10 protein-coding genes are annotated in these 15,473 nt (G+C 34.9%); 6 read left to right on the top strand and 4 right to left on the bottom strand.

What is annotated here, in order from left to right; genetic code table 11:
• Positions 1-141: 141 nt before the first annotated feature.
• Positions 142-2,190 (bottom strand): M13 family metallopeptidase, encoded by a 2,049-nt coding sequence (locus tag CLV90_RS05095; RefSeq protein ID WP_133686415.1) that lies wholly within the window; start codon positions 2,188-2,190, stop codon positions 142-144.
• 268 nt (positions 2,191-2,458) lie between these two features.
• Between CLV90_RS05095 and CLV90_RS05090 the strand changes: the two genes are divergently transcribed.
• The gene (locus CLV90_RS05090; protein WP_133686414.1) at positions 2,459-3,190 is read left to right on the top strand and encodes a carboxypeptidase-like regulatory domain-containing protein; all 732 of its coding nucleotides are present in this window, start codon (positions 2,459-2,461) and stop codon (positions 3,188-3,190) included.
• Entirely contained in the window at positions 3,190-4,197 is a 1,008-nt protein-coding gene (locus tag CLV90_RS05085) for a transglutaminase domain-containing protein (protein ID WP_133686413.1), read from the top strand. Before CLV90_RS05090 ends, CLV90_RS05085 begins: the two co-directional genes overlap by 1 nt.
• Before the next feature lie 2 nt (positions 4,198-4,199).
• On the opposite strand, the gene CLV90_RS05080 is transcribed toward CLV90_RS05085, so the two are convergent.
• The 3 genes from CLV90_RS05080 to CLV90_RS05070 form a co-directional block, all read right to left on the bottom strand.
• Entirely contained in the window at positions 4,200-4,718 is a 519-nt protein-coding gene (locus CLV90_RS05080; protein WP_133686412.1) for a DUF4136 domain-containing protein, read from the bottom strand.
• 66 nt (positions 4,719-4,784) lie between these two features.
• Positions 4,785-5,786 carry a GTPase ObgE gene (obgE, locus tag CLV90_RS05075; RefSeq protein ID WP_133686411.1) on the bottom strand — a complete coding sequence of 334 codons (1,002 nt, stop codon included), beginning with the start codon at positions 5,784-5,786 and terminating at the stop codon, positions 4,785-4,787.
• Between the two features lie 270 nt (positions 5,787-6,056).
• Complete coding sequence (locus tag CLV90_RS05070) at positions 6,057-7,166, bottom strand: adenylate kinase (RefSeq protein ID WP_133686410.1); 1,110 nt, start codon at positions 7,164-7,166, stop codon at positions 6,057-6,059.
• Positions 7,167-7,302: 136 nt separating this feature from the next.
• On the opposite strand from CLV90_RS05070, the gene CLV90_RS05065 reads away from it, so the two are divergent.
• The 4 genes from CLV90_RS05065 to CLV90_RS05050 all read left to right on the top strand — a co-directional run bounded on the left by CLV90_RS05065 (position 7,303) and on the right by CLV90_RS05050 (position 15,472).
• Positions 7,303-8,457: a 5-(carboxyamino)imidazole ribonucleotide synthase gene (locus CLV90_RS05065; RefSeq protein WP_133686409.1), complete on the top strand. Its 1,155-nt coding sequence runs from the start codon at positions 7,303-7,305 to the stop codon at positions 8,455-8,457.
• A 5-nt stretch (positions 8,458-8,462) separates the two neighbouring features.
• The gene (gene purE, locus CLV90_RS05060) at positions 8,463-8,951 is read left to right on the top strand and encodes a 5-(carboxyamino)imidazole ribonucleotide mutase (RefSeq protein ID WP_133686408.1); all 489 of its coding nucleotides are present in this window, start codon (positions 8,463-8,465) and stop codon (positions 8,949-8,951) included.
• Between the two features lie 123 nt (positions 8,952-9,074).
• A complete protein-coding gene (locus CLV90_RS05055; RefSeq protein WP_133686407.1) occupies positions 9,075-11,096 on the top strand; it encodes a M3 family metallopeptidase in 2,022 nt (673 codons plus the stop codon).
• A 590-nt stretch (positions 11,097-11,686) separates the two neighbouring features.
• Entirely contained in the window at positions 11,687-15,472 is a 3,786-nt protein-coding gene (locus tag CLV90_RS05050; protein WP_133686406.1) for a PAS domain-containing sensor histidine kinase, read from the top strand.
• The last annotated feature ends 1 nt before the right edge of the window (position 15,473 follow it).

Genomic DNA, 15,473 nt, shown 5'->3' with positions numbered 1-15,473 from the left:
TTATAGGCTGACCAAAAACTCTCTCATAACCAATAACACGCAGATTACCACGTCGCAAAAAGCTCCTCGCAATGGCGAGTTAAAACACAAAAAAAAGGCGCTACAATGTAGCGCCCTTTCGTCTTTTATTTAAAAAATAATCTACCAAATATGTACTCTCTTTTCAGGAGCTAGGTACATGTCGTCACCTTCTTTGATATCAAAAGCATCGTAAAACGCTTGAATGTTTAGTAAAGGTTGTGTTGCTCTAACCATACCCGGAGAGTGTGGATCGGTTTTGATTTGAGTTCTTAAAGCCTCATCTCTACTCTTTGTTCTCCAAACCGTAGCCCAAGACATAAAGAAACGCTGTTCAGCCGTAAAGCCATCAATATCTTCAGGACGACCATTTTCAGCGTAGTATTTCTGAAGTCCGTCATAAGCTCCCAACAATCCGCCTAAGTCACCAATATTCTCACCTAAAGTGAATTTACCGTTTACATAAACATCTGGTAATACCATTACGCTATCGTACTGAACAGCCAATGCATCAGCTCTTTCAGTAAATGCAGCTAAATCAGCATCTGTCCACCAATTCTTTAAATTTCCATCAGCATCGAAACGAGAACCGCTATCATCAAATGCATGAGAAATCTCATGACCGATAACAGCACCAATACCACCATAATTTACAGCTTCATCAGCAGTATAGTTATAGAAAGGTGGTTGTAAAATTGCAGCAGGAAAAACAATCTCGTTATTCAACGGATTAAAATATGCATTTACAGTCTGTGGAGACATTCCCCATTCTGTTTTATCAACAGGCTCACCAATTTCAGAGTAGTTCTTTAACTCTCCCCACTTACTAACAGCGGTCATGTTCTCAAAATAAGACTTGTCCGCAGAAACTTCCATAGTAGAATAATCTTCCCATTTATCTGGATAAGCAATCTTCACGGTGAATTTATCTAACTTTTCAATTGCTTTTGTTTTTGTAGAATCGCTCATCCAATCCAAAACAGAAATACGTTCTTTAAAAGCATCGATTACATTCGCGATCATTAATTCAGCTTTAGCCTTTGCTTCTGGCGGAAATTTAGCATCAACATATAACTGACCTAAAGCTTCACCGACAGTACCGTTTACGGTTGCCAATGCCCTTTCATCTGCAGCACGTTGTTCTTTTGCCCCTCTAAGGTATTTGCTATAAAATTCCCAATCTGCAGTTTCGATATCAGTTGTTAATTTTCCGGCAGCGCTATTAAAGGTATCCCATCTAACCAAAGTTTTGATATCCTCAATCGGAGTAGTTTTTAAAAACTCATCCAAAGCTTCTGTATATCTCAATTGAGTAACCAATAGCGTATCGAACTTTTTTGTAATTCCTAAATCAGAGATAAGTTTTTCTATGTCTATAGTAGACATCATTTTATCAACCTCCGCAATTGTTCTAGGGTTATTGTAGTTTCTAGCATCTCTACGTTCTACTTTATTTAAACGAGGTTCTGCTAACTGCGTTTCTAAAGCTAAAATTTTATCTGCAGCTTTCGTTGCATCAGCTTCAGAATCACCTAATTTCTGTAACATTTTAGAGACGTGCTTTTTGTATTCTTCACGTATTTCTACAGATTTCTCATCTTCTTCTAAATAGAAATCGCGATCAGGCAATCCTAATCCGTTAGCACCCAAATACACAGCATTCATGCTACTATTATTTAAATCTGCACCTGCACCAATATTCAGAAATGGAGAAGACACAGCGGCATTAGTTGCCAATACCGTTTGTAAATCATTTAAATTCTTTACAGAGGCAATCGCTTCAAAGGCTGACGTTAATGGCGTAATACCTGCTTTATTTCTAGCTGCAGTATCTAACTTTGTATCAAAAATAGCCAAAGCTTTCGCTTGGTCGGTATCTGCACCGTAGTTTCCACTCTCTTTTGCAGTAGCCAATATTTTTAATACATCATCATCGGTAGATTTACGAAGTACACTAAACCCACCCCAGCTTGTTCTGTCATCTGGAATTTCGGTGAACTTCATCCAGTTTCCGTTTACGTAGTTATAGAAATCTGACTTTGGATTTTGGGTGGTATCCATATTCGCTAAAACGATACCAGGAATTGTTTCTACTTCAGCAGTAGGTTTAGCTTCCTCTTTACATGAAGCTAGTGCTACCAAACCGGCAGCTAGTAAATAAATCTTTTTCATTTGTGAGTTAGTTTTAAACGTGTCGACCTATAGGACGCTCGTTTTGAGTTTTGTTACAAAAATAACAGGATTTTATTTTCAGCAAGTTTATTTCACTATCAATTTAGAACATTAACATTTGAAATTAAGCTATTTACCGGTTATAGAATCCATCAAAAAACAGAACCACATCTTGTTAACTCATTGAAAGTACCGCTTCACTCATTAGTCATTTTATAAACTCTAGTTCCATTATACTTTAGAGGTATAGAAACTAAAACCAAATATTATGAAAAGCACATTAACTATTGCCGTGAACGAACCATGCAAAGAAAAATTCAGTAATTTTAGTAAAACTGAAAAAGGAGGCTTTTGCCAGAGCTGCGAAAAAGAGGTTATTGATTTTACCAACTTCTCAGATAATGAGCTCATAAATTATTTGAGCGGCGGAAATAAGAAAGCCTGTGGAATGTTCAAGGCATCGCAACTAAAAACATATGAAACCAACTCGTTACAAATTATGAATAATTCTATGTTACATAAGGGAATAGCAATGATGAGTTTTTCTTTATTGGCACTTTGTGCCACTGAGGTTAAAGGTCAAGAAACTGCGAGTATAGAACCGCCAATCGAGGTAGTCTCTACAGATATTATGGGCGATATTTCATATGTTGAAGTAATTCAAAAAAAATATACCGTAACCGGCACCATTGTCGACGAAGCAAATGAACCTTTACCTGGTGTAAATGTGGTTTTGAAAGGAACAACAGTAGGTACCCAAACAGATTTTGACGGTAACTTTGAATTCCCGCAACAATTAGCAGAAAATGATATTTTAGTACTTAGTTTTATAGGTTATGAAACTAAAACATACCAAGTTGCTGCAAGCGCAAATTCTAACATAGACATTAATATAACATTTGATGAATATGATATGGTTTTAATGGGCGATATCGTAATTGAAGGCACGTACTCAAGCAAAAGAAACATATTTCAGAAAATCGGAGGTATTTTTAAATAATGAGAGTTTCCGTACTACTACTCACGCTCTTATTTTCGATAACGAGCTTTGCTCAACGCTCAGATTTTCAAGAAATTGACTTTAAAAAAGCGGACAGTATTGCTCATTATTATAAAGATGCAAGCCTAAAAAACTTACCGGTACTAACCCATAATTTAACCGCATCATTAAAAACCGATATTGAAAAATTTAGGTCGATATACACATGGATCAGTTCTAACATCGCCAATGATTATTCTTCCTACATAAAAATCAGCAATAAAAGAAAGCGATTTGCAAAAGACCGAGAAGCCTTTTTAGATTGGAATACGAGCATTACACCTAAAGTCTTTAAAAGTTTGTTAGAAGACCGAAAAACTGCCTGCACGGGTTATGCGTATTTGGTCAAAGAAATGGCAAATTTAGCAGGATTTAATTGCGATATTGTTGATGGCTACGGACGTACGCCTACTTTACTACTAGAGGAAGATAGCACACCCAACCATTCTTGGAACAGAATTGAGATAAATGACAAATGGTATTTGTGTGATGCTACTTGGTCTGCCGGAGAAACTATTGTTGTAAATGGCACTCCGCTTTTTCAGCAAGATTATTTCGACGGCTATTTTTTAGCTGACCCAAAATTATTTGCAAAAAATCATTTTCCCATTAACAAAGAAGACAAGCAAGATTTAAAAACAGATGCATTTAAAGATTACGTTGCAGGACCGGTTATTTACAAAGAAGCTTTTTTAGCACCAATCATTCCTATTGCCCCAGTAGCAATGCATAACATCCTTCAAAAAGGAGCTTCGGTTACTTTTACATTACAAGTACCAAAAGAATTTGATGGAGATGTTCAGCTTTTATTGAATAAAGGAGGCAGTCAAAAGAACGGAAGCCCGATAGTAACTAAAAAAGAATATGAAATTAGTCTAGCACAACAATTTGAAAAGAAAGGTTTTTACGACGTGCATATTGCAGTTGGCGAACAACTGATTGCAACCTATGTAATTAAAGTAAAATAGCATTATTCTGGCGGGTATTTGCTAAATACCTTATCGACCACAGCTTGTATTTTTTCTGATTTTTCTTGTGGTGTATCACCTTCACGAAACGGACTCTCGCTTATAGCTTGCCATATCAACATATCTTTATTAGAATCAACAAAATCGATCTGTAGCTCTCTCGTCATTTTTGGCCCGCCAACCGGAATGCCTATCGACACTCCACCACCGATACCCCGATTACCACCACCGAGTCCGACACCAACATTATTTGCTGGTTGCGCTTTAAAAACGGTACTTTTTATATTGATAAAAATATCTGGTTCTTCAGCAAACTGGTATCCTTTTTCGCCCAAGGTAGCATCTAAAGCATCCATTAATCTTTTCTCGTCCAATTCACTTAGACCAGTTTCCATATCACCAAAATAATTATAAGTAGCATATGCCGTAAAATCGGTTTGATTATCGTAATCATAATTAACCTTTGCGGCTCCGCAAGAAGTTAAAACTAGTAGCACAACACTAAAAAAAAGGATTCTCATGATATTGACTTTCCTTAAAATTAAAGAAAATAAAAGAGTAAGATACTATTTTATGAAGGTATTCGATTAAGCGTTAAGCATTGCCCAAAGCTTATCTTTCAATTCTACGATACCCATTTGTGCCACAGATGATATAAACATAAAAGGAGTACCATTTAAATCTTTATTCAATTCTTCTCTCATTTCATCCATCAATTCATCATCTAGCATATCACTTTTAGAAATACAGATAAGGCGTTCTTTATCTAACAATTCTGGATTATACCTTCTTAACTCATCGAGTAGAATCTCATACTCCTTGCTAATGTCTTTGCTATCCGCAGGAATTAAAAATAACAAATTAGCATTACGTTCAATATGTCTTAAAAAGTAGTGTCCCAAACCTTTACCTTCAGCAGCACCTTCAATAATACCAGGAATATCTGCCATTACGAAACTCTTGAAATCGCGGTATTCTACAATACCTAAGTTAGGTTTCAAGGTAGTAAACTCGTAATCTGCAATTTTAGGTTTCGCAGAAGTTATTACCGATAACAAAGTTGACTTACCCGCATTAGGGAAACCAACAAGACCAACGTCTGCTAATACTTTTAGTTCTAAAAGAAACTCACCTTCTAGACCGTCCATACCAGGTTGTGCATATCTTGGTGTTTGGTTTGTTGCTGTTCTAAAATGCCAGTTACCACGACCACCCATACCACCTTTCAGCAGAATTTTCTCTTCGCCATGTTCTGTAATTTCAAAAAGCACATCTTTAGTTTCAAAATCTTTAACAACGGTACCTAACGGCACATCTAAATACACGTCTTCGCCATCTGCACCTGTACTTCGACTTTTACTACCGTGCTCACCATGACCGGCTTTAAAATGTTTGGTATATTTAAAGTTGATCAAGGTCCAAAGATTCTCGTTACCCCGAACAATTATATGTCCGCCACGACCACCATCACCACCATCTGGTCCGCCTTTGGTAATAAATTTTTCACGGTGCAAATGCACAGATCCCTTGCCTCCTTTACCAGAAGTCAAACCCACCTTTACATAATCTACAAAATTGCCTTCTGTCATGGTATATTTTTAATTATTCAATAAACCCATTTTTTAGGGTGTACAGCTAGCAAATTGTTTACGAAATAAATGAATATTGCTAGTGGTTGTTCTATAAGCCAAAATCTAAAGAGTCATCTATGTAAAAAACATAAATTAGATAAATTATGGCGATGATTATAAATGTCAAAATAGCAAAACCTACCGTAAGCATGCAACTCTTTAAACCATCTTTAGGTCTTATTACTTCGTCTGGCATAGGTATGTGCTATAATCCGTTTTAGAAATTCTTTACTCTAGATCTTCTATCACCTTTGTTAAACGCTCGGTAATTTCAGCTAAAGTCCCGATTCCGTCTACAGTATAGAACTTATCTTGAGATTCGTAAAACTCCTTAACAGGGGTAGTTTTTACATTATACTCATCAAAACGGTTTCTAATTTTGGCAATATCTTGATCATCACTACGACCACTTACTTTACCACGTTCCAATAGGCGCTCCAATAGAACTTCATCATTGGCTTCTAATGCAATGGTAGCATTGATTTTCATGTCTTTAGACTCCAAAAAATTATCAAGAGCTTCGGCTTGTGCCGCAGTTCTAGGGAAACCGTCAAAAATGAATCCATCTGCATCGGGGTTTTTCTCTACCTCTTCTTGTAACATTTTAATAGTCACCTCATCTGGCACCAAATCTCCCTTATCAATATATGACTTTGCCAAAGTTCCTAAATCCGTTCCGTTTTTAATATTGAATCTAAAAACATCTCCGGTAGAAATATGCTTCAAATTATATTTTTCTTTTAGGAATTCTGCTTGCGTGCCCTTGCCGGCTCCCGGCTTACCAAAGAGTACAAGATTAATCATATGTTTCTGGTTTAGTTGGTATACTTCTTTTAAATTTCTTCCTTGTTCTTTATAATCTAGACCATAACCAACAATAAAATTGTCGGGTATTGCCAAGCCAAAATAGTCAATTGCATATTCACCTTTATACACATCTGGTTTATAAAAAAGACTGGCTATTTTAAATTCTTTCACCTTGGTTTTAGAAAATAAATGCACCAATTTCTGCAAGGTACGCCCTGTATCAATAATATCTTCTAAAATAATAACACTACGCCCTTCAATATTTTCTGGGACATCTAATAATGTCTCTACAATACCCGTAGATGTTAAGCCTTGATAAGAACTAAGTCTTACAAAAGAAACTTCGCAAGGGTGCTCATAGGCTTTCATTAAATCTGAAATGAACATGAATGATCCGTTCAACACACCAACAAAAATGGGTGTTTCATCTTTGTAATCTTCGGCAATTTTATCGGCAACGGTTTTTACGGCCTGTAAAATTTCAGATTCGCTGAGATAAGGTTTAAAAAACTTGTCGTGAATTTGTATCAATTTTCATAAATTATCAAGGTTTGCAAAGATAAGGTATTGCCTTGTGTTTTTGATTAGAAAGGAATTGGTTTCTAAGATTTAACCGTATTTTTGTTGTACTTAAGGCGTTTTCTCAACTGCTAAAAGCTACAATTATATGGATTATTTTTCTTCAGGTTTTAAATTAGGCATTTTAGGTGGCGGTCAACTCGGTAAAATGATGTTGTACGAAACTCGAAAATGGGATATTTACACTAAAGTTCTAGACGCTTCTTCTGAAGCGCCAAGTAGAATGTCATGTAATGAATTCGTAGAAGGCAGTTTATTGGATTTTAATACCGTTTACAATTTTGGCAAAGATGTAGATGTATTGACAATTGAAATTGAAAATGTAAATCTTGATGCTTTAGAAAAATTAGAGGATGAAGGCGTAAAAGTATATCCACAACCAAAAGCATTACGTATAATTCAAAATAAAGCAAAACAAAAATTGTTTTATGTCGATAACGAAATACCCACTGCCGATTTTCAGCGCTTTGCATACTTGAGTGAAATTGAAGATAGTATTGAAAACGGCGGTTTACAATTTCCATTTGTGTGGAAAGTAGCTCGATTTGGGTATGACGGACAAGGAGTAAAAGTGGTTCGCAGTCTTGCCGATTTGAACGGATTACCTACGGGAGAATGCATTACTGAAACTATGATACCTTTTAAAAACGAATTAGCCGTTATTGTTTCTAGAAATGCGGAAGGAGAAATCAAAACTTACCCAGTTGTAGAGATGGAATTTCACCCAGAAGCCAACCAAGTAGAGTATGTAATTTGTCCTGCACGTATAGATGAAAAAGTGGCTGAAAAAGCGAGAGCCTTAGCTTTAAAAGTAGCAGATAAAATAGGACTTACAGGTTTATTGGCTGTAGAGATGTTCCAAACAGTAGATGATAAAATATTGGTCAACGAAGTAGCACCAAGACCACATAACAGTGGGCATTATAGTATAGAAGCTAGTTACACCAATCAGTTTGAACAACATATACGCAGTATTCTAGGTTTACCATTAGGAAACACCGATAGCAAAGTAGCAGGTGTAATGGTAAATCTAGTAGGTGCAGAAGGCCATACCGGTGATGTTGTATATGAAAATATAGAAGAAATTTTAGCAATGGAAGGTGTAACCCCGCATATATACGGAAAGGCACAAACAAGACCATTTCGTAAAATGGGACATGTTACCATCGTAAATAATGATTTAGCAAAAGCAAGAGCCATTGCCGAAAAAGTAAAGGAAACAATTCAAGTGATTTCAAAATAAAAAAAATGAGTAAAGTAGCCGTAGTAATGGGTAGTACAAGTGACATGCCCGTAATGCAAGATGCCATAGATATTTTAAAAGGTTTTGATATAGAGGTAGATGTAGATATTGTATCTGCCCATAGAACACCAGAAAAATTGTTCGATTTCAGCAAAAACGCACACACTAATGGGTATTCTGTAATTATTGCCGGTGCTGGTGGTGCCGCACATTTACCAGGTATGGTTGCTTCTATGTCTCCGTTACCTGTAATCGGAGTTCCTGTAAAAAGTAGTAATTCTATTGATGGATGGGATTCTGTGTTATCTATTCTTCAAATGCCAGGCGGCGTACCAGTTGCTACTGTTGCACTTAATGGCGCAAAAAATGCAGGAATTTTAGCTGCACAAATTATTGGTAGCTCAGACAAATGTGTTTTAGATAAAATTATTCTATATAAAGAAGGTCTGAAGCAAAAGGTAATTGAAGGCGCAAAAGCTGTAAATGGCAAATAGTTAATAAACAACCTCGGAACTTCGACTGAAACGTCGGAGTATTTAAATCTCGATGATCGAGTAAAACTAATTTTAATTTATTTGAGTGGTCTTGAATTTGACTCTTAAACTTGAACTTGAAATATGAATCCATTATTATCCCCTTTTGATACCGCTCCGTTTTCACAAATAAAAAATGAGCATTTTAAGCCTGCATTTTTACAATCTATAGAAGATGCACGAGCGGAAATAGATGCCATTACAGGAAATACAGATGCTCCGACATTTGAAAACACGATAGAAGCATTAGAATTTTCAGGTCAGCAATTAGACCGAATTTCAAGTGTGTTTTTCAACTTGAATTCCGCAGAAACAAATGAGGAAATTCAGAAAATTGCACAAGAAATTTCTCCGTTATTATCAGAATTCGGGAACGATATTACCTTAAACGAAGCGTTATTCAAAAGAGTAAAAGCAGTTTATGACCAAAAGGATGATTTGGACCTTACTATTGAGCAAAACACTCTTTTAGATAAGAAATATAAAAGTTTTAGCCGAAACGGAGCCAATTTATCCGAAGATAATAAGAAGCGTTTACGTGAGATAGATGCAAAACTTGCCAAGTTAAAATTGACTTTTGGCGAGAATGTACTAGCCGAAACCAATAAATATCAATTGCACCTAACGGATGAAGCTGATCTGGACGGATTACCGGAAGGAGAAAAAGAAGCAGCAGCCCAATTGGCTATTTCAAAAGGCAAAGAGGATGGTTGGATGATTACGTTAGATTACCCAAGCTATATTCCTTTTATGAAGTACGCCAAAAATAGGAAGTTAAGAAAAGAACTTTCAATGGCATTTGGCAGTAGAGCATTTCATAACGACAAACTAGACAACCAAGAAAACGTTCTTGATATTGCCAAGTTACGCTTTGAGAGAGCTAACCTATTAGGTTATAAAACACATGCAAATTTTGTTCTAGAAGAACGAATGGCAGAGACGCCTGAGAAAGTACATTCTTTTTTAAATGAATTACTAGCAAAGGCGAAGCCAGCTGCAGAGCGTGAGTTCAAGCAATTAGAAGATTTTGCAAAAAAATTAGATAATATTGACCGCTTAGAAAAATGGGACAGTAGTTTTTATTCTGAAAAATTAAAGCAAGAGTTATTTAACTTAGATGATGAAAAACTGAAGCCCTACTTTAAGCTGGAAAATGTTATAAACGGTGTTTTTAAAGTAGCGGAAAACCTATTCGATTTACAGTTTGAAGAAGTAAACGACATAGATAAATATCATGACGAAGTAAAAACCTATAAAGTTTACGACGCCGATAAAAACTTCATTTCGTTATTCTATGCCGATTTTCACCCAAGAGCAGGTAAAAGAGGTGGCGCTTGGATGACATCTTACAAATCGCAATGGAGGCGTAATGGCGAAAATGTGCGTCCGCATATATCAAACGTTTGCAACTTTACTCCGTCCACGAAAAGCAAACCATCTTTATTAACATTTAACGAGGTTACCACTTTATTTCATGAATTCGGTCACGGTTTGCATGGTATGCTGGCAAACACCACCTACCCTAGCCTATCTGGAACATCTGTATTTTGGGATTTTGTAGAATTACCGAGTCAGGTTTTAGAAAACTGGTGTTATGAAAAAGAAGCATTAGAATTGTTTGCAAAGCATTATGAAACTGGAGAAACCATACCGATGAAACTAGTTGAAAAAATAAAGGAATCGGCCACCTTCCAAGAAGGGATGCAGACCTTACGTCAATTAAGTTTTGGCTTATTAGATATGTCTTGGCACGGAATTGACCCAACAAGTATTACCAATGTAAAAGCACATGAAGACGAAGCATTTAAAGATACTAGTCTATACCCCGAAACACCGGAAACCTGCATGAGTACAGCATTCTCTCATATTTTTCAAGGAGGCTACTCATCTGGCTATTACAGTTACAAATGGGCAGAAGTTTTAGATGCAGATGCTTTTGCTTACTTTAAAGAAGAAGGCATTTTCAATAAAGAAGTTGCAACTAAGTTTAAAGACAATGTACTGTCGCAAGGTGGTACTGAAAACCCTATGACACTTTACAAAAGGTTTAGAGGCGCAGAACCAAAGGTTGAGGCTTTGTTAGAAAGAGCCGGGTTGCTAAACTAGCTTATACTTAAAATTGCATAGCATTTTATTTTAGAATAAAGAAATAGCCTGATATTAACTTATGAATACAATTCAGAATCAATATCAGGTTAAATTTATTCAATAAATAAGAAAATATCTGATTTAATTATTGTTATTATTAACATAATAAGACACCTTAATTTGAATTCAATGTTAAGCCCTCAAAAAACCATATACCGTTTATAATTTTACCTCTATTTATCTGCTTATCAATCCTTTTTAACTTAATATATTCGCTGTATCTCCCTGTTATCTATTTAAAGATTCAAATCCTTCTCACAAATAAAATTTTACTGTATTATATGTGGTTAAATTAATATCAACTAAAAGTGATAAAAAAAATTTAACCCAAAACTAAACGGTATTATGTTTAATAGCCTGTTAAATGCTACGATTAGTAACAATAGTTGCCTAACGGAAAAGATATTTACATTTCAAGAAAGCTACGAACCTTCTATAAATCAATTATTTATTAATTATATTGTAGCTAATTAGCCACAACACAGCTTTACAATCAAAACCTCCCCCGTTTTGTTTTCACATGTTTAATAGTAAACTCTTGAAATGAAATGAGTAAAGAGAACACTCTTCTTCAAACAGACCAAGTTGATGCAGCCATCAACAGCAATACTGATATAGGTATATTCAAATTTGAAGTAGATTCTAATAAGGTATATTGGAACGATGCCTTGAAAGAAATTCATCAAGTACAAAAAACATATATACCCCATACAGATAATATCTACGGAAATTGCAAAGAAGGTACTCTTAAAGAAAATCTTCTAAAAGCACACACACAGGCTTTATTAAACGGAGTTTCATTTGAACTGGAATATGAAGTGTTGACCAGTAAAGGAAATTCTCGTTTTCTAAGCATAGCAACACATGCTTTTAAAAGTGATGCTAAATGCACAAGCTTACATGGTTTCATCACAGACATTACGCATTCTAAAGTGAAAAACATTGAGACTCATTTGTTAAAAAAACAACTAGCCTATGCTGAGAAATTAGCAAATTCAGGCTCCTGGAAATGGGATATAAATTTAGACACGCTGACCTGGTCAGGTAATTTTTACCATATTCTAAATCGCAATAAAGAAAACCCTTTGTCCTTCGATACATTTTTAGAATATGTTCATGAAGAAGATAAAGAAAAAATAGTTGCAAAATTTGACCTAGCCTTAAAAACAAAGCATTTTCCTGATTCAAATTATCGTATCGTATTAAAAGACGGCTCCATCAAAACCATGAAATCTATTGGTGAGGTAATAACCGATACACATGGAAAAGTAATAACAATAATGGGCACCTGCCAAGATATTACCGAAAGCAAAGTAAGAGATCACCAGCTAAAACAAAAAAACAAACAATTACAATTAACTGAAAGCAGTACTGAAGCAGGCACATGGCAATTGAATACAAAAACAGGTGCGTTTAAATGGTCAGAAAATCTATACAAGATAACAGATTTTGAATATGGGGAACCCATGAGTTTCGAAGTTCTTTACGCCAGAATACACCCAGAAGACAAATCGCATGTTGATGAGGCTTTAAAATGTGTACAAAAAAATGGTATAAAGCACACCTTCATTCACCGACTTATCACCAGAAATGGCTGTGTTAGAACACTAGAGATAACTGCAGATCTCGTATCAAATAAAATAAGTAATAGTAAAGAATTAATAGGCACTGCACTCGATATTACCAATAAAGTAAAAATTGAACATGAACTAATAGAAAAAAACCAATTACTTAATTTTACTGAGCATCTAACCACAATGGGTTATTGGAGATATAAACCCGAAACAAATGATGTTTTTTGGTCAGACAACCTTTTTCAAATTTTCGACCAACCAAAAACCGATAAATTATCATTTAGTTCGTATTTCAATAAAGTTCACCCAGATGACAAAGCATTTGTAAAAGAAAAAATAGACCAATCTATTACTGATCATCAATTTTATGACTTTACACATAGAATTATTCATCGTAATAACTCTATAAAAATTATTCAAATTATCGGTAAGGTAACGATAAACGAAAATGATGGTTCGCAAGAATTACTGGGAACATGCCTCGATATTACAGAAAATGAATCTAGAGAGTTTGAACTTACAAAAAAAAATCAACAGCTAAACTTTGCCGAAAAATTGGCTATGATAGGGTATTGGCAATGGGACACACCTACAAACAAAGTGTATTGGTCAGATAACTTACACGCTATATACGGTCATGACAAAAGTGACGATTTAACCTTTGAAACTTACATTAGCTATATACATGATGAAGATAGAGAAAGGGTAGTTTCTAGCCTAGAAAACGCCATGTTAACTGGCAAATTCCCTGAATCAACTTATAAAATTCAATTAAACGATGGTAGTGTAAAAACTATTAAAACTGTAGGTCAAATAGATCGTAATAACCAAGGTGAAGTATTAAAAATGTCTGGCACGTGCCAAGATATAACTGAGGTAAAAAGAAAAGAATTAGAATTATTACAAAAAAATGATCAATTTAATTTTGCAGAAAAAATAGCGAATATTGGTTCTTGGCAGTGGAACCCAAAAACTAAAGAAATTAAATGGTCAGACAACCATTACAGAATTTATGAATTTGAAATTGGCTGTTCATTACATATAGAAACCATACTCTCTCGCATTCACCCAGAAGATATCAGGGTCGTTCAAGAGTTAAAAAACCAAATTTTTATTGATAAGAAGTTTGAAAAAATAATATTCCGTTTAAAATTAAATAACGAAACAACTAAAACGGTAGAGGTTATAGGTCAAGCTATTACTGATCAAGAAGGTAATATTATCTTATTTAAAGGCACTAGCCAAGACATTACAAGCCGTGTAAAAGCAGAACAACTAATTAAAGAGAAAAACCAATTACTCTCTTTTACCGAAGAAATGGCACTAATGGGGTCTTGGCAATGGAACCCGAATACAGGCACGTCTAATTGGTCAGACAATCTGTACAAGATTTATGATATAGAGCCGGGCCATCCAATAGATATGGATTTATTTTTATCAAGAGTACATACAGATGATACTAATAGGATAAAAAAAGAATTAGAGACCATTGTTAAAGCTAAAACCAGCAAAACTATACTGTCATTCCGAATTGTTTTAACCAATGGAAACATTCGTTCTATTGAGCTTTTAGCAGAGGTTATAAAAGACCGACAAGGAAATATATTAGAAATGATAGGTACCGCACAAGACGTTACAGATCGCATAAGAAGAGAACAAGATTTAATAGAAAAAAACCAACTTTTAAATTTTGCCGAGCAACTATCTAGCCTTGGGCATTGGAAATGGGATATTGTGAACGACATAATGGAAAAGTCGGCAAACCTGTTGAAAATTTTGGATTTTAATAAAAATACGCACTTAGATTTTAAAACCTATTTAGATAGGGTACACCCAGATGACAGAGACAAGGTCATTTCTGAAATTGAAAAAATTCTTGACTCTAAAAACTTTGATAAATTTCAACACAGAATAATTAGAGATAACGGTAACATAAGAACTATAGAAATTATTGGCGCCGTGTTACTAAATGAAGCAGGTGATGTTGTTGAACTTATTGGATCAAGTCAAGATATTACTGAACAGGTAGAAGCTCAGCAAAAAATCATAAAAGCAAATAAAAATTTAGAAGAATCAACAATCATTTTGACTTCCAAAAATGAACAATTAGCAGAATTTAATCATATTACATCTCATAATTTAAGGTCTCCTGTTAGTAATTTAAATGCATTGCTCGGTTTATTTAAAAATTCAGAGAGCGAAAGTAAAAAAGTAGAAATTTTTGAAAAATTCGAAATTGTAATACATCATTTAACAGAAACACTAAATACCCTGATCGAAACCATAACAGTTAAACACAACGCTGGCGGGATCAAAGAAAACCTTTACTTTGAACAAACCTTAAGCAAAACAAAAGAGATCCTAGCTGCTGAAATAATGAATACAGGTGCCATTATAAAATATGATTTTTCTAAAATTGAAAACGTACTGTATAACCCCATATATTTGGAAAGTGTATTTCTAAATCTAATTAGTAATTCTTTAAAATATAAAGCTCCTGACAGAGCACCCGAAATTTTAATAATTTCGAATGTGGTAAATGGAAAAACAACTTTAGAATTTAAGGATAACGGATTAGGTATAGACATGAAAAATTACGGTGATAAATTATTCGGACTTAATAAAGTATTTCATAAACACCCAGATGCAAGGGGGGTTGGTTTATTTTTAACCAAAGCACAAATAGTAGCAATGAACGGCTCAATTTCGGCGGAAAGTGAAGTTAATGTGGGCACCACATTTTTCATCACCTTAAACTAAT

Source organism: Maribacter spongiicola (genome assembly GCF_004364165.1).
GTDB classification, from domain to species: domain Bacteria; phylum Bacteroidota; class Bacteroidia; order Flavobacteriales; family Flavobacteriaceae; genus Maribacter; species Maribacter spongiicola.
Note: the sequence above shows the minus strand (reverse complement) of the source record. Positions and strands in the feature narration are given on the sequence as shown.

Coding starts and splice junctions, on each gene's coding strand:
- purE (WP_133686408.1), top strand. CDS start 8,463: ATGAGTAAAGTAGCCGTAGTAATGGGTAGTACAAGTGACATGCCCGTA.
- CLV90_RS05050 (WP_133686406.1), top strand. CDS start 11,687: ATGAGTAAAGAGAACACTCTTCTTCAAACAGACCAAGTTGATGCAGCC.
- CLV90_RS05065 (WP_133686409.1), top strand. CDS start 7,303: ATGGATTATTTTTCTTCAGGTTTTAAATTAGGCATTTTAGGTGGCGGT.
- CLV90_RS05095 (WP_133686415.1), bottom strand. CDS start 2,190: ATGAAAAAGATTTATTTACTAGCTGCCGGTTTGGTAGCACTAGCTTCA.
- CLV90_RS05055 (WP_133686407.1), top strand. CDS start 9,075: ATGAATCCATTATTATCCCCTTTTGATACCGCTCCGTTTTCACAAATA.
- obgE (WP_133686411.1), bottom strand. CDS start 5,786: ATGACAGAAGGCAATTTTGTAGATTATGTAAAGGTGGGTTTGACTTCT.
- CLV90_RS05090 (WP_133686414.1), top strand. CDS start 2,459: ATGAAAAGCACATTAACTATTGCCGTGAACGAACCATGCAAAGAAAAA.
- CLV90_RS05080 (WP_133686412.1), bottom strand. CDS start 4,718: ATGAGAATCCTTTTTTTTAGTGTTGTGCTACTAGTTTTAACTTCTTGC.
- CLV90_RS05085 (WP_133686413.1), top strand. CDS start 3,190: ATGAGAGTTTCCGTACTACTACTCACGCTCTTATTTTCGATAACGAGC.